23 protein-coding genes, 1 tRNA gene and 4 pseudogenes are annotated in these 23,797 nt (G+C 55.9%); 20 read left to right on the top strand and 8 right to left on the bottom strand.

Annotated elements, in window-relative coordinates:
• Positions 1 to 3: 3 nt before the first annotated feature.
• A complete protein-coding gene (locus tag HX824_RS10720) occupies positions 4 to 216 on the bottom strand; it encodes a hypothetical protein (protein ID WP_003219951.1) in 213 nt (70 codons plus the stop codon).
• 142 nt (positions 217 to 358) lie between these two features.
• On the opposite strand from HX824_RS10720, the gene HX824_RS10715 reads away from it, so the two are divergent.
• Complete coding sequence (locus HX824_RS10715; protein ID WP_008438689.1) at positions 359 to 664, top strand: hypothetical protein; 306 nt, start codon at positions 359 to 361, stop codon at positions 662 to 664.
• Between the two features lie 147 nt (positions 665 to 811).
• On the top strand, positions 812 to 1,132 hold the full coding sequence (locus HX824_RS10710; protein WP_008438688.1) for an I78 family peptidase inhibitor: 321 nt from the start codon (positions 812 to 814) through the stop codon (positions 1,130 to 1,132).
• 73 nt (positions 1,133 to 1,205) lie between these two features.
• Here the strand turns inward: HX824_RS10710 and HX824_RS10705 are convergent, their stop codons facing one another.
• Positions 1,206 to 1,418, bottom strand: a complete 213-nt coding sequence (locus HX824_RS10705) for a cold-shock protein (RefSeq protein ID WP_003179963.1) — start codon at positions 1,416 to 1,418, stop codon at positions 1,206 to 1,208.
• Positions 1,419 to 1,707: 289 nt separating this feature from the next.
• A complete protein-coding gene (locus HX824_RS10700) occupies positions 1,708 to 2,022 on the bottom strand; it encodes a hypothetical protein (protein WP_080673250.1) in 315 nt (104 codons plus the stop codon).
• A 364-nt stretch (positions 2,023 to 2,386) separates the two neighbouring features.
• On the opposite strand from HX824_RS10700, the gene thrS reads away from it, so the two are divergent.
• The 15 genes and pseudogenes from thrS to HX824_RS10625 all read left to right on the top strand — a co-directional run bounded on the left by thrS (position 2,387) and on the right by HX824_RS10625 (position 16,263).
• The gene (thrS, locus tag HX824_RS10695) at positions 2,387 to 4,309 is read left to right on the top strand and encodes a threonine--tRNA ligase (RefSeq protein WP_003219944.1); all 1,923 of its coding nucleotides are present in this window, start codon (positions 2,387 to 2,389) and stop codon (positions 4,307 to 4,309) included.
• Positions 4,309 to 4,860 carry a translation initiation factor IF-3 gene (gene infC / locus HX824_RS10690; protein WP_169875357.1) on the top strand — a complete coding sequence of 184 codons (552 nt, stop codon included), beginning with the start codon at positions 4,309 to 4,311 and terminating at the stop codon, positions 4,858 to 4,860. The genes thrS and infC overlap by 1 nt, the downstream gene beginning before the upstream one ends.
• A gap of 59 nt (positions 4,861 to 4,919) precedes the next feature.
• Complete coding sequence (gene rpmI, locus HX824_RS10685; protein ID WP_002553160.1) at positions 4,920 to 5,114, top strand: 50S ribosomal protein L35; 195 nt, start codon at positions 4,920 to 4,922, stop codon at positions 5,112 to 5,114.
• A gap of 28 nt (positions 5,115 to 5,142) precedes the next feature.
• Positions 5,143 to 5,499, top strand: a complete 357-nt coding sequence (gene rplT, locus HX824_RS10680) for a 50S ribosomal protein L20 (protein WP_003219940.1) — start codon at positions 5,143 to 5,145, stop codon at positions 5,497 to 5,499.
• Between the two features lie 109 nt (positions 5,500 to 5,608).
• Positions 5,609 to 6,625 (top strand): phenylalanine--tRNA ligase subunit alpha, encoded by a 1,017-nt coding sequence (gene pheS, locus HX824_RS10675; RefSeq protein WP_177054530.1) that lies wholly within the window; start codon positions 5,609 to 5,611, stop codon positions 6,623 to 6,625.
• A gap of 26 nt (positions 6,626 to 6,651) precedes the next feature.
• Positions 6,652 to 9,030 (top strand): phenylalanine--tRNA ligase subunit beta, encoded by a 2,379-nt coding sequence (pheT, locus tag HX824_RS10670; RefSeq protein WP_177054529.1) that lies wholly within the window; start codon positions 6,652 to 6,654, stop codon positions 9,028 to 9,030.
• A 3-nt stretch (positions 9,031 to 9,033) separates the two neighbouring features.
• The gene (ihfA, locus tag HX824_RS10665; RefSeq protein ID WP_002553164.1) at positions 9,034 to 9,336 is read left to right on the top strand and encodes an integration host factor subunit alpha; all 303 of its coding nucleotides are present in this window, start codon (positions 9,034 to 9,036) and stop codon (positions 9,334 to 9,336) included.
• Positions 9,317 to 9,673, top strand: a complete 357-nt coding sequence (locus tag HX824_RS10660; RefSeq protein ID WP_003219935.1) for a MerR family transcriptional regulator — start codon at positions 9,317 to 9,319, stop codon at positions 9,671 to 9,673. Before ihfA ends, HX824_RS10660 begins: the two co-directional genes overlap by 20 nt.
• A gap of 90 nt (positions 9,674 to 9,763) precedes the next feature.
• Positions 9,764 to 9,840: transfer RNA gene (locus tag HX824_RS10655), tRNA-Pro, on the top strand.
• A gap of 784 nt (positions 9,841 to 10,624) precedes the next feature.
• Positions 10,625 to 11,413: pseudogene (locus tag HX824_RS10650) on the top strand (extracellular solute-binding protein); the annotation flags it as partial.
• Between the two features lie 828 nt (positions 11,414 to 12,241).
• A pseudogene (locus HX824_RS10645) lies at positions 12,242 to 12,609 on the top strand (hypothetical protein).
• Between the two features lie 476 nt (positions 12,610 to 13,085).
• A pseudogene (locus HX824_RS32900) lies at positions 13,086 to 13,238 on the top strand (transporter); the annotation flags it as partial.
• Between the two features lie 307 nt (positions 13,239 to 13,545).
• Positions 13,546 to 14,205 carry a TetR/AcrR family transcriptional regulator gene (locus HX824_RS10635; RefSeq protein ID WP_177051255.1) on the top strand — a complete coding sequence of 220 codons (660 nt, stop codon included), beginning with the start codon at positions 13,546 to 13,548 and terminating at the stop codon, positions 14,203 to 14,205.
• Positions 14,206 to 14,510: 305 nt separating this feature from the next.
• Entirely contained in the window at positions 14,511 to 15,728 is a 1,218-nt protein-coding gene (locus HX824_RS10630) for an acyl-CoA dehydrogenase family protein (protein ID WP_177051253.1), read from the top strand.
• A gap of 13 nt (positions 15,729 to 15,741) precedes the next feature.
• Complete coding sequence (locus tag HX824_RS10625) at positions 15,742 to 16,263, top strand: flavin reductase family protein (protein WP_177051251.1); 522 nt, start codon at positions 15,742 to 15,744, stop codon at positions 16,261 to 16,263.
• A gap of 471 nt (positions 16,264 to 16,734) precedes the next feature.
• On the opposite strand, the gene mobH is transcribed toward HX824_RS10625, so the two are convergent.
• Positions 16,735 to 18,456, bottom strand: coding sequence for a MobH family relaxase (mobH, locus tag HX824_RS10620; protein WP_177051249.1), 1,722 nt, complete (start codon positions 18,454 to 18,456; stop codon positions 16,735 to 16,737).
• A gap of 223 nt (positions 18,457 to 18,679) precedes the next feature.
• Between mobH and HX824_RS32540 the strand changes: the two are divergent.
• Together HX824_RS32540 and HX824_RS10615 are read left to right on the top strand one after the other, a co-directional pair.
• Positions 18,680 to 18,873: pseudogene (locus HX824_RS32540) on the top strand (hypothetical protein).
• 124 nt (positions 18,874 to 18,997) lie between these two features.
• A complete protein-coding gene (locus HX824_RS10615; protein ID WP_177051239.1) occupies positions 18,998 to 19,363 on the top strand; it encodes a histone-like nucleoid-structuring protein, MvaT/MvaU family in 366 nt (121 codons plus the stop codon).
• An 83-nt stretch (positions 19,364 to 19,446) separates the two neighbouring features.
• On the opposite strand, the gene HX824_RS10610 is transcribed toward HX824_RS10615, so the two are convergent.
• From HX824_RS10610 to HX824_RS10600, 3 genes are all read right to left on the bottom strand, one after another.
• On the bottom strand, positions 19,447 to 20,385 hold the full coding sequence (locus HX824_RS10610) for an ArdC family protein (RefSeq protein WP_177051237.1): 939 nt from the start codon (positions 20,383 to 20,385) through the stop codon (positions 19,447 to 19,449).
• An 85-nt stretch (positions 20,386 to 20,470) separates the two neighbouring features.
• Entirely contained in the window at positions 20,471 to 20,794 is a 324-nt protein-coding gene (locus HX824_RS10605) for a hypothetical protein (protein ID WP_256346972.1), read from the bottom strand.
• A gap of 299 nt (positions 20,795 to 21,093) precedes the next feature.
• Positions 21,094 to 21,459, bottom strand: a complete 366-nt coding sequence (locus tag HX824_RS10600; protein ID WP_177051235.1) for a DUF3085 domain-containing protein — start codon at positions 21,457 to 21,459, stop codon at positions 21,094 to 21,096.
• A gap of 439 nt (positions 21,460 to 21,898) precedes the next feature.
• On the opposite strand from HX824_RS10600, the gene HX824_RS10595 reads away from it, so the two are divergent.
• Positions 21,899 to 22,261, top strand: coding sequence for a hypothetical protein (locus tag HX824_RS10595; RefSeq protein ID WP_177054528.1), 363 nt, complete (start codon positions 21,899 to 21,901; stop codon positions 22,259 to 22,261).
• Here the strand turns inward: HX824_RS10595 and HX824_RS10590 are convergent.
• Positions 22,250 to 23,791, bottom strand: a complete 1,542-nt coding sequence (locus HX824_RS10590; protein WP_177054527.1) for a conjugal transfer protein TraG N-terminal domain-containing protein — start codon at positions 23,789 to 23,791, stop codon at positions 22,250 to 22,252. The genes HX824_RS10595 and HX824_RS10590 overlap by 12 nt on opposite strands.
• Positions 23,792 to 23,797 lie beyond the last annotated feature (6 nt).

Below are 23,797 nucleotides of genomic sequence, written 5' to 3'. Positions count from 1 at the left end.
GTCTTATTCGCGCTCGGGGTCTGGCGCCCCCATGTGATCGGCCGGGTATTTCTCGAATACCTGGCCGATGAATGCCTGCGCGGCCTGTGTGCCCAGTTCCTTGACCAGCAGGTCGATACCGATGATTGCCAACTCCTCCGGGCTGCCCGGGCTGTAGGAGCTTTGCCCGTGGGGCCACTTGGCTTTGATGTCGGCGTGGATCGTGACGATGGTCATGGGTGTCTCGCGGGGCTGAAAGGCGGTTAGTGCGTTCTGCGTGTGGAGTTAACCATTTTGCGCCGTGTTTGGCACTGCTACTTAGGCATGAGGGGAGGGCTGTGCGACACTGTCCGCCTGTTTAATTGCCAGGGCAAACCGCGTGCAGATCGACTTGAACAACCCCGACAACCTGACGCTGGACGCTGTGCGGCAGCTGCTTGCGTCCGCCAGTGACAACGTTCACACCCAATTGCGCGTTACCAAGGCCGGCATTGCCTACATTTCTTCGGGCGTGGTGGGTGGCGTCGATATCGACGGCCTTCTGTTCCGCCTGGAGACCTGGGCGGCGGGTTCGGGTTATGTCGGCAACGTCGCAGCCAGCGACGAGGTGTGGGTGATGCAGATTTTCAACGCGCTCAAGCAGAATTGGCCAACCCCGCCGTTTGATTACATCGACATCTACTGAGTGCGTTCATATCTGGTGACGATTGATTCGCCAGCGCCCGGTGTCGACTCAGGCAGACTGGCCCACAGCCAATTGTGACAATTCTGAAACCAATCGGCCAAACCACGGTCGCACGATCTCTGTCCATTTTTTCTCAAAGGAGGCTTCATGCCTTGGAAGCTCGCATCATTCGGTACTTTGTTGGCTGCGCTCGCCTTGTCGGGTTGCAGCACCCCGGGTACCTCTGAGCCAGCCAAAGACACTGCCGTGACCGATGCTGGTCATAGCCGCTGTGAGGCGAAGGCTGCCGAGTTCGCAATCGGCCAGAAAGCTTCGCCACAATTGCTGGAACAGGCCCGTAGCCGCGCCGGAGCGCAGAACGCACGCATTCTCAAGCCAGATGACATGGTCACGCTGGAATACCGCTCCGATCGCCTGAACCTCAATACCGATGACAACCTTGTGATCAATCGGGTCAATTGCGGCTGATTGCTCCAGCGCTTTTCTCCAGGCCATAAAAAACCCCGTCACATGGACGGGGTTTTTTTAGTTCGGCGCAGAATTACTCTGGGCGAACCTGTGCAGCTTGCATACCCTTTTGGCCTTTCTCAGCCACGAAGGAAACGGTTTGGCCTTCTTTCAGGCTTTTGAAACCGTCGCTTTCGATAGCTTTGAAGTGTACGAACAGGTCGTCACCGCCACCTTGAGGAGTGATGAAGCCGAAGCCTTTTTCATCGTTGAACCATTTAACGGTGCCGGTTTGGCGATTAGACATGGTGTATCTCCAAGAAACATATATTTTCAGTAGTGCTGTGCTGCTCAGGCCAACTGGGCACACCGAGCTATCATAGTCGAAATGTTCGGCTTGGGAGCCCCCCCAAGGCATTGTTTGCTAATCAATCGCGTTGTGTTTCATGCCTTGGTTGGCTGAAAGCCCCGATCTACGGGGCTTTCAGGCGAAATATCAGCTGTTAAAAAAAGCCGTAAAAGCTGCGTAATTTGTGAGAAATGGCAGTTTTCATGGCGATTTCTGGTCCTTCAGCCGGTCTGGCAGGGTGTAAAAATTACTTTTTCTTCACGACTTTGCAGGACGAAATAGCCGTCACAGCTTTGGTCTTGAGCGCAGGATCTGCGTTCTGGTTGGTCATGAGTTCCTTGATTTCGGCACTGCTCAATTCGGCATTGATTTTGTCCGCGCCACATTCACAGTGGTCTTTGGCGGTTTTGGCATCAACACTTTGCTGGGCGGCTGCGCTGCAATCCTTGATGAAGCTGTCCCGCGCACCGGCAGGCCAGTTCGACGGGGCTGCGGCGTGCGCACCCAGGGACATGAGGGTCAGGGATGCAGCAAGGGCGAAAGTCGAGGTAAAACGCATAATCAAATGCTCCTGGAGTCGTGGACGAACGGCGATTCTCGGTGTGTTTGAGGGCTGCCGTACAGTTCAAGTTCACTTTTGCCCTTAAAAGCCGGGAATTTTCGTTTCCTGAAGCGGCTTCGGCGCCATGACCGTTCATCTGTGCTAGCATCTTTCGCTTGGCTATTTTCCGGCGCGCCCTATGCCGCCTTGCCAAGGTCTTTTTTGTTTAACTCCAGTCACTCTGGTTCGATTATCGGTTGGCCGAAAGGCTCCTGCCGCTGTAAGGCAGGCGTTCATCACTGAACGGCCTGGTATTGGATCTTGTACTGGCTCATCCCAACCCACGTGACCTTTGGTAGGGGTCACCACTAGGAGAGGAGGCGCCATGCCAACTATTACTCTTCCCGACGGCAGTCAACGTTCATTCGATCATTCGGTTTCCGTAGCAGAGGTCGCCGCATCCATTGGTGCCGGCCTGGCCAAGGCCACCGTGGCCGGCAAGGTCGACGGCAAGCTGGTTGACGCCAGCGACCTGATCACCGGCGATGCCAGCCTGCAAATCATCACGCCCAAGGATCAAGAGGGGCTGGAGATCATTCGCCACTCTTGCGCGCACCTGATTGGCCATGCGGTCAAGCAGCTGTACCCAACCGCGAAGATGGTCATCGGCCCGGTCATCGACGAAGGCTTCTATTACGACATCGCCTACGAGCGTCCTTTCACCCCGGACGACCTGGCGGCTATCGAACAGCGCATGCACGCGCTGATCGAAAAAGATTACGACGTCATCAAGAAAGTCACTCCGCGTGCCGAAGTGATCGACGTGTTCACCGCCCGCGGCGAAGACTACAAGCTGCGCCTGGTGGAAGACATGCCGGACGAGCAGGCCATGGGCCTGTATTACCACGAAGAATATGTCGACATGTGCCGTGGCCCGCACGTGCCGAACACACGCTTCCTCAAGTCGTTCAAGCTGACCAAGCTGTCCGGTGCCTACTGGCGCGGTGACGCGAAGAACGAACAACTGCAGCGGATCTACGGCACTGCCTGGGCTGACAAGAAGCAGCTGGCGGCCTACATCCAGCGCATCGAAGAAGCCGAAAAACGCGACCATCGCAAGATCGGCAAGCGCCTGAACCTGTTCCACCTCCAGGAAGAAGCGCCGGGCATGGTGTTCTGGCACCCGAACGGCTGGACCCTGTACCAGGTGCTCGAGCAGTACATGCGCAAGGTTCAGCGCGACAACGGCTACCTGGAGATCAAGACGCCGCAAGTCGTTGACCGCAGCCTGTGGGAGAAATCCGGGCACTGGGCCAACTACGCCGACAACATGTTCACCACCCAGTCGGAAAACCGCGACTACGCCATCAAGCCGATGAACTGCCCGTGCCACGTACAGGTGTTCAACCAGGGCCTGAAGAGCTACCGCGAGTTGCCGATGCGCCTGGCCGAGTTCGGTGCCTGCCACCGTAACGAGCCATCGGGTGCACTGCACGGCATCATGCGCGTGCGCGGCTTCACTCAGGATGACGCCCACATCTTCTGCACCGAAGAGCAGATGCAGGCCGAATCCGCTGCGTTCATCAAGCTGACCATGGACGTGTACCGCGATTTCGGTTTCACCGAAGTCGAGATGAAGCTGTCCACTCGTCCGGAAAAACGCGTCGGTTCCGACGAACTGTGGGATCGCGCCGAAGCTGCACTGGCCGCAGCGCTGGACAGTGCGGGGCTTGCATACGACTTGCAGCCGGGCGAGGGCGCGTTCTACGGTCCGAAGATCGAGTTCTCGCTGAAAGATTGCCTTGGTCGCGTCTGGCAGTGTGGTACCCTGCAGCTCGATTTTAACCTGCCGATCCGTCTGGGAGCCGAATACGTCTCCGAAGACAACAGCCGTAAGCACCCGGTTATGCTGCACCGGGCGATCCTCGGCTCGTTCGAACGGTTCGTCGGGATCCTGATCGAGCACTACGAGGGTGCATTCCCTGCGTGGCTGGCTCCGACCCAGGCAGTGATCATGAATATCACTGATAAACAGGCAGATTTTGCCGCTGAAGTTGAAAAAACTCTCAATGAAAGCGGATTTCGTGCCAAGTCCGACTTGAGAAATGAAAAGATCGGCTTTAAAATCCGCGAGCATACTTTGCTCAAGGTTCCCTATCTTTTGGTTATCGGAGATCGGGAAGTCGAGATGCAGACTGTCGCTGTGCGTACTCGTGAAGGTGCTGACCTGGGCTCGATGCCCGTCGCCCAGTTCGCTGAGTTCCTCGCGCAAGCGGTTTCCCGGCGTGGTCGCCCAGATTCGGAGTAATTATTATTAAGCGTGAAATGAGACAAGATAAACGAGCTGCACCGAAAGCCCCGATCAACGAGAATATCTCGGCACGCGAGGTTCGGTTAATTGGCGCTGACGGCGAGCAGATTGGCATCGTCTCGATTGATGAAGCGCTTCGTATTGCTGAAGAGTCCAAATTGGACCTGGTGGAAATCTCCGCCGACGCAATCCCACCCGTTTGCCGGGTGATGGACTACGGCAAGTCGATCTTCGAGAAGAAGAAGCAGATTGCCGCGGCGAAGAAGAACCAGAAGCAGATTCAAGTAAAAGAAATCAAGTTTCGTCCAGGGACGGAGGAAGGGGATTACCAGGTAAAACTGCGCAACCTGGTACGTTTCCTGAGTGATGGGGACAGGGCCAAGGTATCCTTGCGATTCCGCGGCCGTGAGATGGCCCACCAGGAGCTGGGGATGGAACTCCTCAAGCGGGTTGAAGCTGACCTGCTCGAGTACGGTTCGGTCGAACAGCATCCTAAGATGGAAGGACGCCAGCTTATTATGGTCATCGCCCCGAAAAAGAAGAAGTAATCAATAGGGCACGGCAGGCCTTCTGATTATGTTTATCAACTGAATGCGGAGTACCGAACATGCCAAAGATGAAAACTAAAAGTGGTGCTGCTAAGCGGTTTCTGAAAACTGCTAACGGTATCAAGCACAAGCACGCTTTCAAGAGCCACATCCTGACTAAAATGTCGACCAAGCGTAAGCGTCAACTGCGCGGTAGCAGCTTGCTGCATCCGTCTGACGTGGCAAAAGTCGAGCGCATGCTGCGCCTTCGTTAATTTTAGTCAAGAATAGAGGAAGTAACTCATGGCTCGTGTAAAGCGTGGCGTCATGGCGCGTAAGCGCCACAAGAAAATTCTGAAACTTGCTAAAGGCTACTACGGCGCGCGTTCACGCGTATTCCGTGTTGCCAAGCAAGCGGTTATCAAGGCTGGCCAATACGCCTACCGTGACCGTCGTCAGAAAAAACGTCAGTTCCGCGCTCTGTGGATCGCTCGTATCAACGCTGGTGCACGTGTTAACGGTCTGTCCTACAGCCGTTTCATCGCTGGCCTGAAAAAAGCGTCCATCGAGATCGACCGTAAGGTTCTGGCTGATCTGGCAGTGAACGAAAAAGCGGCGTTTGCTGCGATTGTCGAGAAAGCTAAAGCCACCTTGGCTTAAGTACCCCCGACAGTCACCCTGGGTCGCTTCCGCGGCCCACGGTGTTAAACGTCTTAAATAGGGGAAGAGCCTTCAAGCTCTTCCCCTATTTTGTATCTGGAGTCTGTACATGGAAAACCTGGATGCGCTGGTCTCTCAAGCACTAGAGGCTGTGCAAAGCGCAGAAGATATCAATGCCCTGGAGCAAATCCGGGTTCACTACCTTGGCAAAAAGGGTGAATTGACTCAGGTGATGAAGACCCTGGGGAATTTGCCGGCTGAAGAGCGTCCGCAAGTCGGTGCGCTGATCAACGTGGCCAAGGAGCGTGTTACAGAGGTTCTCAATGCGCGCAAGTCGTCGCTCGAGGAGGCTGATCTTGCGGCCAAGCTCGCCGCCGAATCCATTGACGTGACCCTGCCTGGCCGTGGCCAGACCTCGGGCGGCCTGCATCCGATTACCCGGACTCTGGAACGTATCGAGCAGTTCTTCACCCACATCGGCTACGGCATTGCCGAAGGCCCTGAGGTCGAAGACGACTATCACAACTTCGAGGCGCTCAACATCCCAGGCCACCACCCGGCCCGGTCGATGCATGACACCTTCTATTTCAACGCGAACATGCTGCTGCGCACCCATACCTCGCCGGTACAGGTCCGCACCATGGAATCGCAGAAGCCGCCGATCCGCATCGTCTGCCCAGGCCGTGTGTATCGCAGCGACTCCGATATCACCCACTCGCCGATGTTCCACCAGGTCGAAGGCCTGCTGGTTGATCGCGACATCAACTTCGCCGACCTCAAAGGCACCATCGAAGAATTCCTGCGGGTGTTCTTCGAGAAGGAGCTGGCGGTACGTTTCCGTCCTTCATTCTTCCCGTTCACCGAGCCATCCGCTGAAGTCGATATGGAATGCGTGATGTGCAGCGGTAAAGGCTGCCGCGTCTGCAAACAGACCGGCTGGCTGGAAGTGATGGGTTGCGGCATGGTTCACCCCAACGTGCTGCGCATGTCCGGGATCGACCCGGAAGAATTCTCGGGCTTTGCCTTCGGCATGGGCGTTGAGCGTCTGGCCATGCTGCGTTACGGCGTGAACGACTTGCGTCTGTTCTTCGACAACGACTTGCGGTTCCTCGCGCAATTTCGCTAGTCGTAACGGATCTTTAGGAGAGCAGGATGAAATTCAGTGAACAATGGCTGCGTGGCTGGGTAAGCCCGCAGGTAAGTCGCGACGAGCTGGTTGCTCGTCTGTCGATGGCCGGCCTTGAGGTCGATAGCGTTACGCCGGCCGCCGGTGTTTTCAGTGGCGTGGTAGTGGGCGAGGTGCTGAGCACCGAGCAACACCCGGACGCTGACAAGTTGCGTGTGTGCCAGGTCAGCAACGGCGCGGAAACCTTCCAGGTCGTGTGCGGAGCGCCAAACGTGCGCCCGGGCCTGAAAATCCCGTTCGCCATGATCGGTGCCGAGCTGCCAGGCGACTTCAAGATCAAGAAGGCCAAGCTGCGTGGCGTTGAGTCCAACGGCATGCTGTGCTCCCAGGCGGAACTGCAGGTCGGTGAAGGCAACGATGGCCTGATGGAACTGCCGGCCGATGCGCCAGTGGGCCAGGACATCCGTGTCTACCTGGAACTGGAAGACGCCAGCATCGAGGTCGACCTGACCCCGAACCGTGGCGACTGCCTGTCGCTGGCGGGCCTGGCGCGTGAAGTCGGCGCACTGTACGCCGCGAACGTGACCCGCCCGGTGGTTGCAGCGGTACCTGCCGTGCACGACGAAGTGCGTTTGATCGAAGTGCTGGCCCCCAACGCCTGCCCACGTTACCTGGGTCGCGTGATCCGTAACGTCGACCTGTCCAAGCCAACCCCGCTGTGGATGGTTGAGCGCCTGCGCCGTTCCGAAGTGCGCAGCATCGACGCTGCCGTCGACATCACCAACTACGTGATGCTGGAACTGGGCCAACCGCTGCACGCCTTCGATCTCGCCGAAATCAACGGCGGCATCCGCGTGCGCATGGCCGAGGAAGGCGAGAAGCTGGTACTGCTCGACGGCCAGGAAGTCAGCCTGCGTGCCGACACCCTGGTGATCGCTGACCATTCCCGCGCCCTGGCGATTGCCGGCGTGATGGGGGGTGAGCACAGCGGCGTGTCCGCAACCACTCGCGACATCTTTCTCGAAAGCGCTTTCTTCGATCAGATCGCCATCGCTGGCAAGGCCCGTTCCTACGGCCTGCACACCGACGCCTCGCACCGCTACGAGCGTGGCGTGGACTGGCAGCTGGCCCGTGAAGCCATGGAGCGCGCCACTGGCCTGCTGCTGGAAATTACTGGCGGCGAAGCCGGCCCGATCATCGAAACCGTCAGCGAACAGCACCTGCCGTCGGTTGCACCGATCATCCTGCGCGCCAAGGCCGTTGAGCAAATGCTCGGCCTGGTGATCGAGCCGGTTGAAATCGAGCGCCTGCTGTCGGCACTCGGCCTCGGCATCTCGGCCGGTGAAGCAGGGCAGTGGCACGTAGAAGTGCCAAGCCATCGCTTCGATATCAGCCTGGAAGTCGACCTGATCGAAGAACTGGCCCGCCTGTACGGCTACAACCGCCTGCCGGTTCGTTACCCGCAAGCGCGCCTGGCGCCGCAGCCGAAAGCCGAAGCCCGTGCACACCTGCCGGAACTGCGTCGCCTGCTGGTTGCCCGTGGTTATCAGGAAGCGGTGACCTACAGCTTCATCGATCCAAAGCAATTCGAACTGTTCAACCCGGGTGTCGAGCCGCTGTTGCTGGCTAACCCGATCTCCAACGACATGGCCGCCATGCGCTCGTCGCTGTGGCCGGGTCTGGTTAAGGCGCTGTCCCACAACCTGAACCGTCAGCAAGACCGCGTGCGCATGTTCGAAAGCGGCCTGCGTTTCGTCGGTCAGCTGGATGGCCTGAAGCAAGAGCCGATGCTGGCTGGTGTGGTTTGCGGCAGCCGTCTGCCGGAAGGCTGGGCACAAGGTCGCGACACTGTCGACTTCTTCGACGTCAAGGCCGATGTGGAAGCGGTGCTGGGCTTTGCCGGTGCGCTGGATGCCTTCACTTTCACCCCTGGCAAACACCCGGCGTTGCACCCGGGCCAGACCGCCCGTATCGAACGTGAAGGTCGCCTGGTGGGCTTCGTTGGCGCGATTCACCCGGAACTGTCGAAAACCTTGGGGCTGGACCGTCCAGTCTTCGTTTTTGAGCTAGTCTTGGCTGAAGTGGCCTTGGGCAAAATGCCTAAATTCAGCGAGTTGTCGCGTTTCCCTGAAGTACGACGTGATCTGGCGCTGATTGCCGATCAAGGTGTTGCGGCCAGTGCTGTTCTGGACGTAATCCGTGAAAATGCAGGGGAATGGCTGACAGACCTCAGGCTATTTGACGTCTATCAGGGTAAAGGCATTGATCCGCATAGAAAAAGCCTTGCAGTTGGCTTGACCTGGCAGCATCCATCGCGCACTCTTAATGACGATGAGGTGAATACGACGACGCAAAATATCCTCACCTCGCTCGAACAAAGGTTGAACGCCACGTTAAGGAAGTGACGTATGGGGGCTTTGACGAAAGCTGAGATGGCGGAACGTCTGTATGAAGAGCTGGGCCTGAACAAGCGCGAGGCCAAGGAATTGGTCGAGCTGTTCTTTGAAGAAATCAGGCACGCACTTGAAGACAACGAACAGGTCAAATTGTCCGGTTTCGGCAATTTTGACCTGCGGGACAAACGCCAGCGGCCTGGCCGCAATCCAAAAACGGGAGAAGAAATCCCGATCACGGCTCGCCGTGTGGTCACCTTTCGTCCAGGGCAGAAGTTGAAGGCCCGAGTTGAGGCTTATGCTGGAACCAAGTCATAACGACGAACTGCCCGTCATCCCAGGCAAACGCTACTTCACCATTGGTGAAGTCAGCGAGCTCTGTGCGGTAAAGCCGCACGTGCTGCGCTATTGGGAGCAGGAGTTTCCTCAACTCAACCCCGTCAAACGCACCGGGAACCGTCGGTATTATCAGCGCCAGGATGTGCTGATGATCCGACAGATCCGTGCGTTGCTGTACGACCAGGGGTTCACCATCAGCGGCGCGCGCCAGCGTATGTCCGGTGATGAAGCCAAAGACGACACCACCCAATACAAGCAAATGATCCGCCAGATGATCTCCGAACTGGAAGATGTGCTGGTGGTTTTGAAGAAGTAATTCCGGCTTTTAAAATACTTCCACATTTCAAAAGCTTGCGGTATATTCCTGATCGCTTCGTTGCGAAGCGAACCCAGTAACACGCCTAGTCGGGGCGTAGCGCAGTCCGGTAGCGCACTAGCATGGGGTGCTAGGGGTCGAGTGTTCGAATCACTCCGTCCCGACCAAATAACTCCAGAAAATCCAGTCACTTAGCAGTGACTGGATTTTTTTATGCCTGACCGATTTATCATGGTTAGCAATTTTGCCCCACTTTTTGCCCCACCGATTTTCATCTGTCCGCCGCTCAAGAATATAACGTCTTCAGAATCTCGGACGCCGTGAAATCAAACCTAGAGCGAAATGCAGTCGCTCGATGCAGAACGGCAACGAGCCGCCAGCACGTTTTAAGGGAGGCAATTCCGACGGTTCGAATCCGTACGCTTCCGCCACTAATTCTCATTAAAGCCCTGATTTTTCGTGGTTTTTTTGTATGAGTGTATTTGGTCCCTTATCTGGTCCCGCATTTTTAGTTTGGCATCCTCGGGCGTCTTTGCATTGTGGTGGGAGTGTTGGATTCATGAAGGCCCGCTGACTTATGTCAGGAAGGGGCGTTCAGGTTTCACTCACGCCAGTTACGGCCTTCAGCTACAAGCCAAATTCCGGCGCCACTTCTACTCCCAGGTACGCTGCTCAAGCTTGAGCCTCGGGCAAAGCTCCATGCGAGGGCGATCGCACGGTAAACGATTTTCTCGTCAAAGTGTGCGTAGACACTTGCAAGTGCGACGCTGTGCCACATCCTTTCACATTGCCAGGCGACGGGCACCAGGCACCGGGTTCAGGATAGTGAAGGGCTTCATTTTACTGGCTTTGAGGCAGACCGATGACGCACTTAGGTCGGCCCTTCGTTGGTCAAAAATGCTTGGGTCGTCCGCGAAAAAGGGGTGGCTCCTCAGGATAGCCTCGATGCAGCCTGAGCTAACCCGCGCTTGCGATGAGGGAATGCTTGAGGAAATCGGCGAAGATCCCGCTATCTCCAAGCTGGCACCGGAACTGCTCGACGGGGCGGTACAGCCATGCGGTGTGGGATTCTTTGTTTGGTCGACCGTCCTGGCCTACAACGCAGAGAAGCTTAAAACTGCCCCACAAGGGTGGGCCGATTTTTGGGATGTTGAAAAGATTCCAGGGAAGCGTGGTCTGCGTAAGGGGGCGAAATACACCTTGGAATTCGCTTTGATGGCTGATGGGGTGGAGCCCAAGGACGTGTACTCGGTTCTGGAGAGTAAAGCAGGGCAAGATCGAGCGTTTGCCAAGCTGGATAAGCTGAAACCCTACATTCAGTGGTGGGAGGCGGGCGCTCAGCCACCTCAATATCTCGCCTCTGGCGATGTCGTCATGAGCTCTGCCTACAATGGCCGCATCGCAGCGGTGCAGAAGGAAAGCAATCTTCGCATTGTGTGGAATGGCGGGATCTACGACATGGACGCATTTACTATTCCTAAAGGTGCCAAAAACCGTGAAGAGGGCCTGCGCTTCATCCAGTCGGTTCTTCAACCTGAGGCTCAGAAGGCCTATGCCCATCAGATCGCCTACGGCCCAGTAAACCGTGCAGCTGTGCCGATGGTGGATGCGATTCGTCGAAGCAATATGCCTACGGATGAAGCGAACTTGGCGCGCCAGGTAGCCATCAGCGCTTCTTTTTGGGCGGATCATGGAGATCAGCTGGAGCAGCGTTTTAACTCTTGGGCTGCAAAGCAGTAAACTGTCCAGCAGCAGGGCGGCTGCTTTCAGTCGCCCATCTAGCATCTAGTTGAGTGGCAGTGACGTTTTCCCTCTACGGCGGGTACTTAGATACAGCCTGCAAAAGAGTCTGTCACAGACGTATGAATCCATCCCTGGATACGGCTTCAGCGGAAAATATATCTCGCTAAGCTCGGCAGGAGAACATTTGTACTACTAGCGGTGAAGAGCGTTATGAAAGACACAAGCTAGGCTGCCGATGATCGCTTTCCTTTTTTCTCGCGAGAGGAGCTCGAGCAGCAATGCCTGTTGCTTGAGAACGAGCTGGCGTGATGGGCGAGGAGTTGACGGCCTCTCGCGAAAAGATCGCCACCTTGGTTCTGATGTGGACGGGCGCTAAAGCGGAGCTGCAGCAGTGGAATCAGAATTGACTCAGGCGACGTACGAGCTTCAAGTAAATAACGTGGCTCACTGAGCATCCAGCACCTTCAACTATCCTGTTTTAACTGCTGCTTCAGCTTGGCTATGAGGCGCGGCCTGCGGCTTCGATTAGATCGCGGTGATTAGCAACAGCGCCACAGCCTCTGCAGGTGATCAAAGACTTGCGGTCTAATGCGTTGAACAAGATGCTTCCCATCTCATTTCAAGCTGCGCAGGGTGAGGATCATGGTTCCGACTCGTTGGAATTTCCGCAGGTGGTGCCCTCGCTCCTGCGGCGGCGTTCAATTGAGTCATGATTGGCCCTGAGCGTTCAGTTTGAAAAAAACAAAGCAGGAAGCGTGATGGTCGGCAATGGGATTTAGCCTTGTTGTGAGATAAGCTCGAACTTCAGATCCTTCAAGGAAGACTATGAAAAAATTCATTGCTGTCATTGGGATGTGCTTGATGCTGGGTGCTTGCGCCACCTCCTATGACACCGCAGATCGTGACTTTCCTTCGGCGAGCGTGGCGAGCATCACCAAGAACAAGACAACAACTTCCGAGCTGAAAGCGCTTTTCGGTAAGCCTTACACGAAGAGTGCCGTAAGTGAGACCGACGAGAAGTGGATCTATACCTTCACGAATGGTTCTGCCATGCTCAGAGTTTCGTGGTAACAATGAAGGTCACCACCACCGGCACGCAGAAGACGCTCGATGTCTTGATCCGCTATGATGTAGTCATCAACTACACATTCAGCGAAGGCCCTGCTCCTTGCAGTAGTACAGCCACTTATTGATGGGGGCACCTGATTGGACAGAACGCATGCCTATGTTGATGAGTCAGGTAACTCTGACCTATTCTACCGATCTTTACGTGTCATCGAAAGTGTATAGTCAGAAGGATATAAAAACTCCGTTGGGGACGTGATTTTTCACACGCTTATGTTTGGATACACGAACCCCTCTCACACGTTCTTCACATTTCAGGCTCCGTTTGATATGGCTCTTCCTACAGGCTCCTAGGATAGAGATTGCATAGCCAATACTGGACAAAATCATTTAGGTTTCCTTCCGAACTGGCAGGTAACTTGGTTCTACACTCAAAAAAATCGAGATATCGACCTAACTAACTGCCGAAATTTACACCAAATAAAAAACTGACTATCAATCAGGTACAGTTTTGAGCGGTGAGTTTCTGCTGGGATATTCTCTGAGCGACAAGTAGCAGCTGGGTGTACAAGGCTTTTACTCCAAGTAAGTCTCGGATGATAAGCTTGATGGCGATAAGTATCTTGATGGTTTTCGAGGTGAGAGCGCAGCCATTTACCCACATATTCGTTATAGTATTTCGCCAGCGGTCGCTGTGATCGCGAAGTATCAGCATGAGTTCGCGGTCGAAAATCGCTCAAAAGGTGATAGGTTTTGATTACAGTTTGCATTCCCTTTTTGAACGCAGTTTAAAACTGTCACTGCATCCTCCGATGCTAACCGGCGCTCACAAGGTCAGCCCCGCTTTTCATTCTAAACCACCTGATGTTCCTCCATTTTCGAGATACACTGCAGGGGTGGAGCGTTAAGCGACCTCGAGCCGTCTCGCCATCGTCCGTACTGTATGGTTCGGCCTCCCACCTGACCTCCTCAAAATTATAATTTTGGTCAATCAAATGTCTAAGTCTAGAACCGACAAATCTGAGCGTAAAGCCCCCATCCGCACAAGACTCATGGATGCCGCATTGAGTCTGATTGAAAATGATATTGATTGTAAATTGACTATCGATGAGACAGTGAAGGTAGCGGGTGTATCAAGAGGCAGTTTCTACACTTATTTTGAAAGTGTTGAAGAACTACTTCATGAGCTTAGCCATGAACTGAGCGATGAAATGGTGCAAGATATATTACCAATGTATGGTGTTCTCTTGGAACCTTGGCAACGAATTTCAGTGGGATACAGGTTGTTTATGGTGCGTGCCTTCATGGATCCGGCGTGGGCGACCTTTGTAACGCGTCATGAAGCGTGGGGGCGAAACACATTAGTTTCAAATTATGTCTCCAGGGACATACAGGAAGGTGTATCGAAAGGTATCTTCAACGTCATGTCAATCCCAGCTGGTACCGATTTTTTAATGGGGGCTTCAGCCAGGGCAGTTGATTGTATTAGACGAGGCGTTCAGCTTCCTGGCCTATATATGGAGACTCAGGTTCAGATGATCATCGGCAGTATGGGCTGCCCGCGGGAAGTATGTGAATTAGCTTCTGAATTTTCTTTGACTTACCTTAAGTTGTGGGCCAAGGGAGATCTTGTTGGCAAGCCTTCAAAGCCGAATTGGGCGAAAAATATACATTCCTCCCTAGGAAAAGCTTTTCTTAGGTTCGGAGATTCATCTGACTGCTGAGCGGCGTAAGCACGTGCTCATGGATTTGGTCAATGGAAATGATCGAGTGCATGGATGCTCTGGTTGCCTAGAGCTCTGAGGTTTGCGGATAGCTTTTGACAAAATGTCAATTTTTGCGAATTTTAGCTCTATAAAACATGCAGTTAGCTAAAGATCTGCTGATTTGCAGTCGAATGATTGCCTCTTTATCTTGGGTTTCTAAGACGGATCGCTAGATCGGCCCGGCTGACGAAGAGCTTGCTTACGGTTGGAGACATTCGAAGCAACGCCCCATAAAGTCCAAGAATAATAAAGAGAGAACTACCATGCTCAGCAATGCAACTAAACTTCGTGAAATTTCCCCAGCTGAAGCTGGTTCCCTGCCCCTCCTCAAGGAGCGCCTTGTTGCACTCCAAAGCACCTTGTCAAAAAATGCCGTTGAGTCTGAACAAAATCGCCGAGCGCATGAAGAAAACATCCAAGCAATCGCCGAAGCCGGCGCCTTCAAGCTGATGGTACCGAAGCGTTTCGGCGGGATGGAGTCGACCATTCGTGCTCACCTGGAAGTTACAGGCATCCTCGCAGAGGGTTGTGGTGGCACTGCATGGGTGACAGCGCTGACAAACGTGTGTGCTTGGCTGTCCGGGCTGTACTGTGAGCAGGCACAGAATGATGTGTTTGGCCAGAACCCTGAGGCCCGCGTAGCAGGTGTTTTTGCGCCGTCCTCCACTACACTGCGCGTTTCTGGCGGGCTGCGTGTCAGCGGTAAATGGTACTCCTCGTCTGGCATTCTCCATGCTCACTGGGCAATGGTCGGTGTGCTTGAGCTGAACGAGCAGAAACAGGTCGTCGGTCACTATATGGCCCTCATCCCCAAGGACGATTTCTCAATTGACGATACCTGGTTCACCTCCGGAATGAGGGCTTCAGGGAGCAACTGCATCGTCGCTTCGGACGTGTTCGTTCCTGATCACCGACTTCTGAACATGCGTGCAGCCCTCTCCAGCGACTATGCAACCGAATTTTCCTCCGAAACTGCCTATCAGAAACCTCTGATGCCTATCGCCGCCCTTATCTTGGTGGGTGCGCAATTAGGGTTAGGTCGTGCCGCTTTGAAACACGTGCTTGGCAAAGCCCATCAACGCGGGATCGCCTATACAAACTATGGCCGCCAATCGGACTCGGTCATTTTCCAGGCCCAAGTAGCTGATGCTGCCATTAAGCTCCACACCGCTGAGTTGCTTGCCCTGAGTGCTGCCGATGAGATCGACGCCTGTGGCGCAGATCTGCGAAAAATGGAGTACGTCGACCGGGCGCGTATCCGGGCCATCACAGGCGAGGTAGCCAAGACCGTGACGGACGCTATCGACATCCTAGTTTCCGCCCACGGCGCCGGCACCTTCGCCGAATCGAATCCTCTTCAGCGCTATTGGCGCGATGCCAACGCCGCAGCACGGCACGCTATTGTCCTGCCCGCCGTAGGCAAAGAAGTGTTTGGCGAGGCTCTGCTGGGTCTTGAAAGCAAGGTCACCAATCTTGTCTGAGGAGGGCGACGTCATGCATTTGGCAAAAGTGGATGTATCAAAAGCAGCTCCGGCGACTATCGACGGCATGCTCATGCGCAAAGCGATGGGCACGTTCGCGACCGGTGTAACCGTAGTGACGTTTTTCGCAGAAGGTGAACCAGCTGGTATGACCGCCAATGCGTTCATGTCAGTGTCGCTTGATCCGGCGCTGGTAGTAGTCTCAGTACGCAAGCAGTCACGCTTCAACGAGTGGGTGAAGAAAGGGGTTAGCTACGGTGTAAACATCCTGGTCGAAGACCAGCTGCACCTGAGCTCCCACTTTGGTGGCAAGCAGAACCCTGAACTCGTGCTCCCGTTTGATGTTGACCGTGAAGTGCCACTGCTCACCGGCAGTATGACGCACGTGATTGCCCGAACCAGGGACGTCCATGATGCAGGTGATCACTTCCTGTATGTGGGTGAGGTTCAGTACCTCCACACCAACCCGGATAAGCAGCCCTTGCTGTTCTTTAGCGGCGCCTATGGAAAGCTACATGCTCCCAAGTTGGACTGATCCTTTCAATAAGTCGAAACACTGAGGCACCAAGCCGACTTGTGTCGGCTTGGTTGGGCCTTGTTCGGCTCACTGACCTTGAACTGCCGCGCGAGATGGTTGGGCGAGGCCACTGTCGGTTTTTCACCGTACAAGTTACAAATATTGGCTTAGTGTCGCTGCTGAATCGAAACTACTGCGGTAAAGGACTGGTGTGGCTCGATAGCCGGCTGAGATTGCAAACCAGTCCACCCAACCAGGGCGTGCTTGATGAAACTCACTGATCAACTGGCTGACCCGGGTAACTTTCATGCCGAGCAGCTCACGCAGTCGAGCATTGCCAAGGCGTCCACCCCAAAAGCAAGAAGGTGTTGAGTAGCTCAGTGCGAGCGCGGGGTTCTTTGATCGTCGTTGATCGCCCCTCACAAGCGCATTCGGATCATGGCAGTGCTTACAAAAAATGTAGCTTGCACAAAGTGAAACGCAAGAAGCTCAAGGCGTCGGAGTCTGGAGCGAAAGAAAGGGGTTATTTGGACGAGGCGGCAGACCAAGGAGATTCACGTCACGCAGGAGGTAGCCGTTGAGGGATGTGGTTTTCCGCGGGCCTCGTACAGTGCAAGTCCAAATGTTCTGGCTATTGGGCTTTCTCAGATGAGCATCCAGCTTTTCAAATTGACGTTGGATTCGTCGCCAGGCGTCGCTTTGAGGGGCTGCTTCGGCTGACTCGGGGTGTTCGGCGACGTAATGTTGGAAAATTCCAGGGGTGACCAGGAAAAAAGTGCCGTTTACGATATGGACCTTGGCCTTGCTGTCGTTGACCACCAAGCGATGATTGAGAACTTCTTGGCGTAGCCATTCGATGAAGGCCACCCCCTGGGTATCCTTGGATGGCGCAGTGGTGGATTGCAGGCTTCCCGCGCTTGGTCCAGTGTCGACCTCGCTCGGTTCTTGCAACATGTCCATCAAATCGTTGAGGTAGTCAAAATCCTGGTTCGGGTGCTCGGGTTCGGGCTGTTCTTCTTCCGGCCTTGGTTGCAGTCGATCCAAAGCCGACTCGCAGGTTTCACCGGCCGGCAGAGGATGTTCCACCATCGGCTCAACCGTTCCGTTAAAGCAGGCTGGCCGGGGTTCATCTGCCCAAATCATGCTAGGTTGCAGGCGGAGAAAGGTAAAGCGATGTTGCCAGTCATCTTCTGTTACGTTGGCACTCCATACCGCTTTGCCCTCCGGTGTCGTGTCCACTAATCCGTGTGATTGCAGTTCATCGAACAAGGCGATATTGGAGGAGGGGATACCATCCACCGATTGAGCCAGCAGGTAGGCACGCAGTTTGTCGGTTGCGGTTTTGCTGACCAACCACAGGTGTTCCTCGGTGAGCCAGCCGGCCGCGCCGGGCTGGTTGAGCTTGAATTCGTTTTTGAGCAGGTGGCGCAGCCCCGTCAACAGGTGATGCTGCAGCGAGTGCTTGGGTGCTTGCAGTGCCTTCATCGGGTTGGCGCCGATGTTTTGCGCCGTGGACACCCGGTCTGCTTGCAACACCAACTCTCCGAGGGTGCCGGCATGCTCGTAGTGGTCGGCCAGCAAGTTGAGCAGATGTCCCCACAAGGTCGGGTAGCTGCTGAGCCAATCGAGTAGGGCGGGCGTCAGGATCTGCGTATACAGCAGCCCAGCGGCGGCACCGTGTAGTTTGTAGTCCCGGTCGGTATTGTAACGGAAGCGATAAGGCTGCTTCAGGGGGCCGTGCCACGGGTGCCAGCGTTCACCATTCTGATATTCCACCTGGAGATCGACGGCAATTTTTCCCACATCATGGAGCAGGGCGCCGTAGGCAATGGCGGCGCTCCAGGCATCAGCCTGCGCGGCCTGGTCTTCCGGTGCGGCACCACTGGGAAGCAGGTAGGACTGGCGCAGCTTCAGGCTGCACGCTACCAGCTCCAAGCCATGGTCGAGCATGCCGCCTGGATAGGCATGGTGATGGCTCTCACTGGCCGGTAGTTGCTGTACATAGGTGGCGTAGCGACGAATCGGTTCGAGGTAGAGTTGTTCGAACTGTAGCGGGGAGAGAGCCGTGTATTGCCAGATGCGCTCGAGCAGCCTTTTTCGGTGGCTGGCAGCGAGCAGTGATTCCGCCGACAGTGGTTGATGAAAACCCACGGCGGCGGGGATGGTCTCTTCGGGAAGGCCTTTTTGCGGTTTGAACCACCAGCGTTTCATCACAGTACCTGCCTTGCGTTCAAAAGATCCTTTTGCCTTTTCGGGTAAGCCTCTTACCCTTGTGCCCCCTTCCATTGACACCTTTACCCTTTACCGCCTTGGCCTTTTTCGTGAGTGCGCTATTCCGAAGTCTGGCGCATCGGGTTAGCCGGCCGATCGGCATAGCCGATCCTTTCGAGTGGGGGTAGACTGCCCGGCATCGTTTTTCTGAGCTGGGGCGCTGATGACGCTGAGTGATGCTGTACTGATCGTGCTGCTGGCGGACCGAATTCATGGCACAGATGCTGCCATTCGGTCTGCCGCCAAGCGCTGTGCGCAAAAGGGCCGCGCGGCCAGCGCCACATCTTGTTCAAGATCTGCAGCAGCTCGGCGCCTCGCGAAGTGGTGGCGCATCTCTGTCAGAACTTGGCAGACTGATCTGTCACAGAGTTTTGCAATTAATTAGCATGAAATGACTCTTAGATTGGGAATTAATACTCGGATATTGAGTGTGTCTCAGTTAGTATTCATTCACGTGTCTCATCCCTAAGAAAAATTTCTCATGTCCAAACTTGCCGAATTCAAAGCACTGGAAGCGCAACTGGCCGCGCAACTTCAACAGCTGGATGCGATGAAAAACGATTCCGGCCTGAAGCAGGAAATCGAGTTTGAACAGAAGCTGAAAGCCTTGCTGGAAGAATACGGCATGAGCCTGCGCCAGGTGATCACTATCCTGGATCCGTCCAAGGGCGTGAGCGTGAGTGCCGCAAGCGTGTCGAGCGGCGCTCAGCGCAAGCCGCGCGAAGTCAAGCGCTACAAGAACCCGCACAGCGGCGAGGTCGTGGAAACCAAGGGTGGCAATCACAAGATCCTTAAGCAGTGGAAGCAGGAACACGGCTCGGATGCCGTCGAGAGCTGGCTGGAGTAATCGACCCCGTATTAGCGGTCGATACCGGCCCTGTAGGAAAAACAAAGGCCCCAAATCGGGGCCTTTTTGCTGGTTGAGGGAAATCACGCCGTGAGTCGCTCCGGCGCTTCTGTGCTGCGATCGGCCTGTAGGGCTAGCAGGAACTCCGAGGCCTCACGGGCCAGGCCACTGGCGCGGAAAATCGCACGCTTGTCTTCCTTGAGGATCTTCAGCCAGGAGGCCAGGTATTCCTCGTGGCGCAACTCTCCCTGTGTGGCGGTCAGCGCGCAGAGAAACGCTGCACCCATTTCCGCGACCAGTTCCTCGAAGGCATAGGCTGCGGAGCCGAACCCGTGCCCGCCGGTGATGCCATCGCGGTTCAGGCGCGATCGATGACCCGACCAGTGAGTCAGCTCATGCAGGGCCGTCGCGTAGTAGCTGCCGACGTCCTCAAATTGAGCCTTGGTGGGCAGCTGGATGCGATCGCGCAGCGGCTGATAGAACGCGCTGTCGCCATAGCAATGCTCGATCTGCGCGCCGCTGGCTAGCAGCAACTGCTCGGCCGGGGCATGGTCGATAAATGCGAGCGGCTCGGTGTGCTCAGTGGGTCCAGGCTCCTCGTCAGGCATGCCTTCGGTCTGCTCGATGTTGAACAGGCAGTGCGTGCGCAAAAGGGCGAACTGCACCATCTTGATATTGCCCTGTTCATCGCGAACGACTTGGCCGTCCTCGTCGTGCGCCTCCTTGCTCATCGGTTTGTACAGCACCGCGAGGGTGGATTGCTCGCCCTTGCGTACATGGCCACCAGCTTTGCGTGACTGGTTGAAGGTCAGCCAGCGATCCTGGGTGAAACCTCGCAGGCGCGCCTCGGCCCACAGCAGTGGAATGTTGATGCCGGCGTAGGGGCGTCTGGTGATGGCGTTGATTGGAAAAGGGGAGTCAGCATTTGAACCGGTGGTGGTCCAGGGTTTGATCCAGGGGATCACGCCTTGGCTCAAGGCGCTGACGATCTTGTTGGTGACATCCAGATAGACATCTGACATGGCGTTCTCCGGGCGTGTAGGGGGAACGCTGCCCAGCCGGGAAGGGTTCCCGGTGGGGTAGTCAGGCAGTAGCGGTGCTGCGGGGTTAGAGGGCGGCGACATCTACTACGATCTCTCCGGGTAGCCGGATAAGCAGAAAAGCCGGGCCCCTGTGTGGCGTGATGCGAGCCAGCTGAAGCTGCGGCAGGTGAGCAGATACTGAAGTGCCGTCGTGGCGCAAGCGGTCGAGTTGCAGCTCGATGGGACAGTGTGAAGCACGCGGTGCCGAAGTCAGCACGCTGTTGAGCAGGTCTGCCAAGCGCAGGCCTGACTGTCCAATCGGTTCCTCGCCTGTGGCAGGTTCAATGAACTGCTGCCAAACGCCTGGGCTCAGCACCACCGCATCGGAAAAGCGCTTCACCCTGGACATTGGGACCTCCGCGTAGCTGATCCCGCGACGCCTCATTTGAGGTTTGCGCATGGATCTGCTCAATCCGAGCAAGGCATTGAGCAGGGGACGTCCATGTATTAAACCGCGCTTGGCCGTGAGGTCAATCTCCGATCCCTACCTCCAATGGAGGTCTCTATCCAGGGTGTTCCAGGGGAGACTTTCGGCCTTGGATTCCTGACAAACGGCGCTCTTCAATTGACTGAAACATGATGCGAGAGGCGTCCAGAGAGGCACGGTTAAGGTGCCGCTCTGGATGCGCGTGGAGCTCGCTTGTGCGTTCAAGATTTGCCAGCGGGGTCAACCTCGGCGGCCAGGTACAGGTGGGTGGGGGTGGCCTCCACCACTAGCGATCCCCCAGTACCGCGAAGGCTGGCGAGGACAGGATCATCGATGTCGAAGTACTCGGCAAAATCATCGCCGCCGAATTCATCGCGGGCGCGATTCCACCAGGTGTCGAAGTCGTCGACGTTGGGGTTGCAGCCGGTGGCATAGGCCACGCGTTTGCGGCCACCGCCATCCGGTTTGCTTTCGCCGATTTCGGACATGAGGTAAACACCGTGGTCCTTCACCAATATCAGTCTGCAACCATTGATACCGGCCTCGGCCAACACAGCGTGAAGTTCAGTGCCTGTGAAACGCAGCATGATGAGATCCTCCAGAGGGTGCGGAGGAACGCCATCCCGTGTGGGAGAGTTCCCAGCACTGGAATGGATGTGAGTAGGGTGCGACGACGACGCAGGTTCAGTGAACCCGGGGGATTAGAAAGCGTTCATCACCAGGGAACGGTGACCATGCGAGCTGCCGAACGCGAATCGCATTTCGGGGTAACCATCACATGTGTGACGTAGCCTTAAAGGTTATGGCTACCTGGGGTGCTGGAAAACCAGCGATTGCACTTACTCAATACCAAGCAGGATGGCTGCGGTCAACGGCAGGAACCGTGCACAATCAGGCTGCGAGTCCACAACGTTCCAAGGCGATGTTTCAGCCTGCTGCTGAACGATGAGCGGTGCTGTTCGTAGTTCGGAAAGGAGTAGACTTTAATCTTGGATCCAACGGGCTGTTCGCCTGTGGAGGTGCAAGATGACAAGTCAAATCCGTCCTTCATTTTCGGGCCGCCTGGGTTCTAGCCTGGGCAGAGCTTGGCGAAATTTGGTCTCCAAGCTATCTGACTCTCGTCGTCTGGCTCAAAGTCCACGTAGACAATTCTTTGTGATTGCAGCTAGCAAATTGCTCTGTTTGTTTGGTCTTGCTGCTGTAGCTCTTGGTTTTGCTTTGCTGATTATCACCAACCTGGCAGTTGCGCTGCTTCGTAGCTGGTGGGAGAACGGCGAACCTGTGGCGAGTCGAGACGAATCAGTTCCAGACTCTCTGGGGGCTGACCTCTATATTGGCGATTACGATAGCAATGGCCATTACATAGGTGACTTTAAGTCACCTGATTGATTTCTTGCCGGCACTCGTCAATTGCGCTGTGCCTTTGCTTGCGGCGTCGGTCGCATTTTTGCCTCCACTTGCCAACATGCTCTGGATCCCGTTACCCACGGCATAGCCTGCCCAGCTCATAGTGCCCACGAACAAAGCCGGCAAGACAATGAACATCGCGCCCATGACGTATTCGATCACCTGAGCCGTAACTGTCCCATCCATGAATCCTGCTGTCGGCAACGACAACAGCGCCTGATCTGTGGCGGATACCTGGTTGTACAGCGTTTCGAGCATGCTCGAGTCGATCCAGCGCGCGAGTTCCCACCAGAACGTCAGCATGTGCAGGGTGAACAGCGCGAATGTGATCGTCATGAGCGCCTTGAGCTGGTAGGTGCTGATCAGCAGCACCAGCGGCAGGCTGATGATCGTGCCCATGATCAGAAAGGCCTGGACCATCGGCAACGCCGCGCGCAGCGCATTCATCGCCGGGAAGTTACTGAACGAGCCCAGTGCGAGGCCGGTGTTGGTGGCCAGGTTGTTAAGCCCTTGCGTCAGCGAACCACCCCGCGCGCTACTGCCGTAGTCCTGGAATACCTGCCCAGGCGCCATGCTCAATGACTGCTGCCGTGGGCTCACCAGCTCGCGCAAGGTGGCGTCTTCGACCTCCGTAGAGGTGCGCCCCGTCAGCCAGCCCCGTAGCTGCGATAGCAGTGATGGATCAACCTCGGCCACCAAGCGATCGCGCAGTCCGATCGTGCCATCGCTCCACCACTGCTTGCAGGTGGGGTAGCCGGCGCCGTTGTCGAGCTGGGGTAGGGAGGTGTCCCGAGTTTCGTCGTACGGCCAATCGACTCTAGGCATTCGCGAGCGATCAGTATCGTAATAACCCGGAGTATTGAGTAGGTAGGTCGAGCCAATCCAGGACGCGTCGTAGCTCTGCGACTCGTCCAGATCGGGGCGATTGCTGAACAGCCGCGAGCGCGAAAAACCGTAGCAGTCCCGGGTGAAGTCGGCGACTTCCTGTAGCAGCACTTGATCGTTGATCCGCGAACTGTCGATCTCCATGCGCATCGCCCGGATGTCGGGCGTGCATGGAATTGCTGCGGTGGCAGCGGCGGTGATGCCTTTGCTCATGGCATGCACGAGGAACCACCATACTGGCACGTTCGCTGACTTCTCGCCGATGGTATTGAAGGTCGTACCCCAGGCCGTGTCGGCGGGCCTAGCCATGGACACGCCACAGCGCTGGCTCGCGGCATCGTCAAAAGTCACGGAGGACAGGTTCAGCGGAAAGAATGGCATGCACCCAAACAGAATGACCACGTAGCTCATCCACAGCCGGTTCTCGACGCGAGGGATCGACAGCAGGCCCTTGTTGCCTTCGTCAGCACCCTGTTGGCGGGCCGATAGCCACTCCTGCAGGATGATCGCACCGAAAGGGGCGGCGAACAGCCCGGTGTCCGCCAGCGTGTTCCAGATGCCGTTGTTGATGATCCAGGCCAGCAGCGACAGGTAGTACTCAAGGTAGCTGTTGGTGCTCATGTTCATGGCTGC

Source organism: Pseudomonas sp. D4002 (assembly GCF_013385665.1).
Taxonomy (GTDB): Bacteria; Pseudomonadota; Gammaproteobacteria; order Pseudomonadales; family Pseudomonadaceae; genus Aquipseudomonas.
Note: the sequence above shows the minus strand (reverse complement) of the source record. Positions and strands in the feature narration are given on the sequence as shown.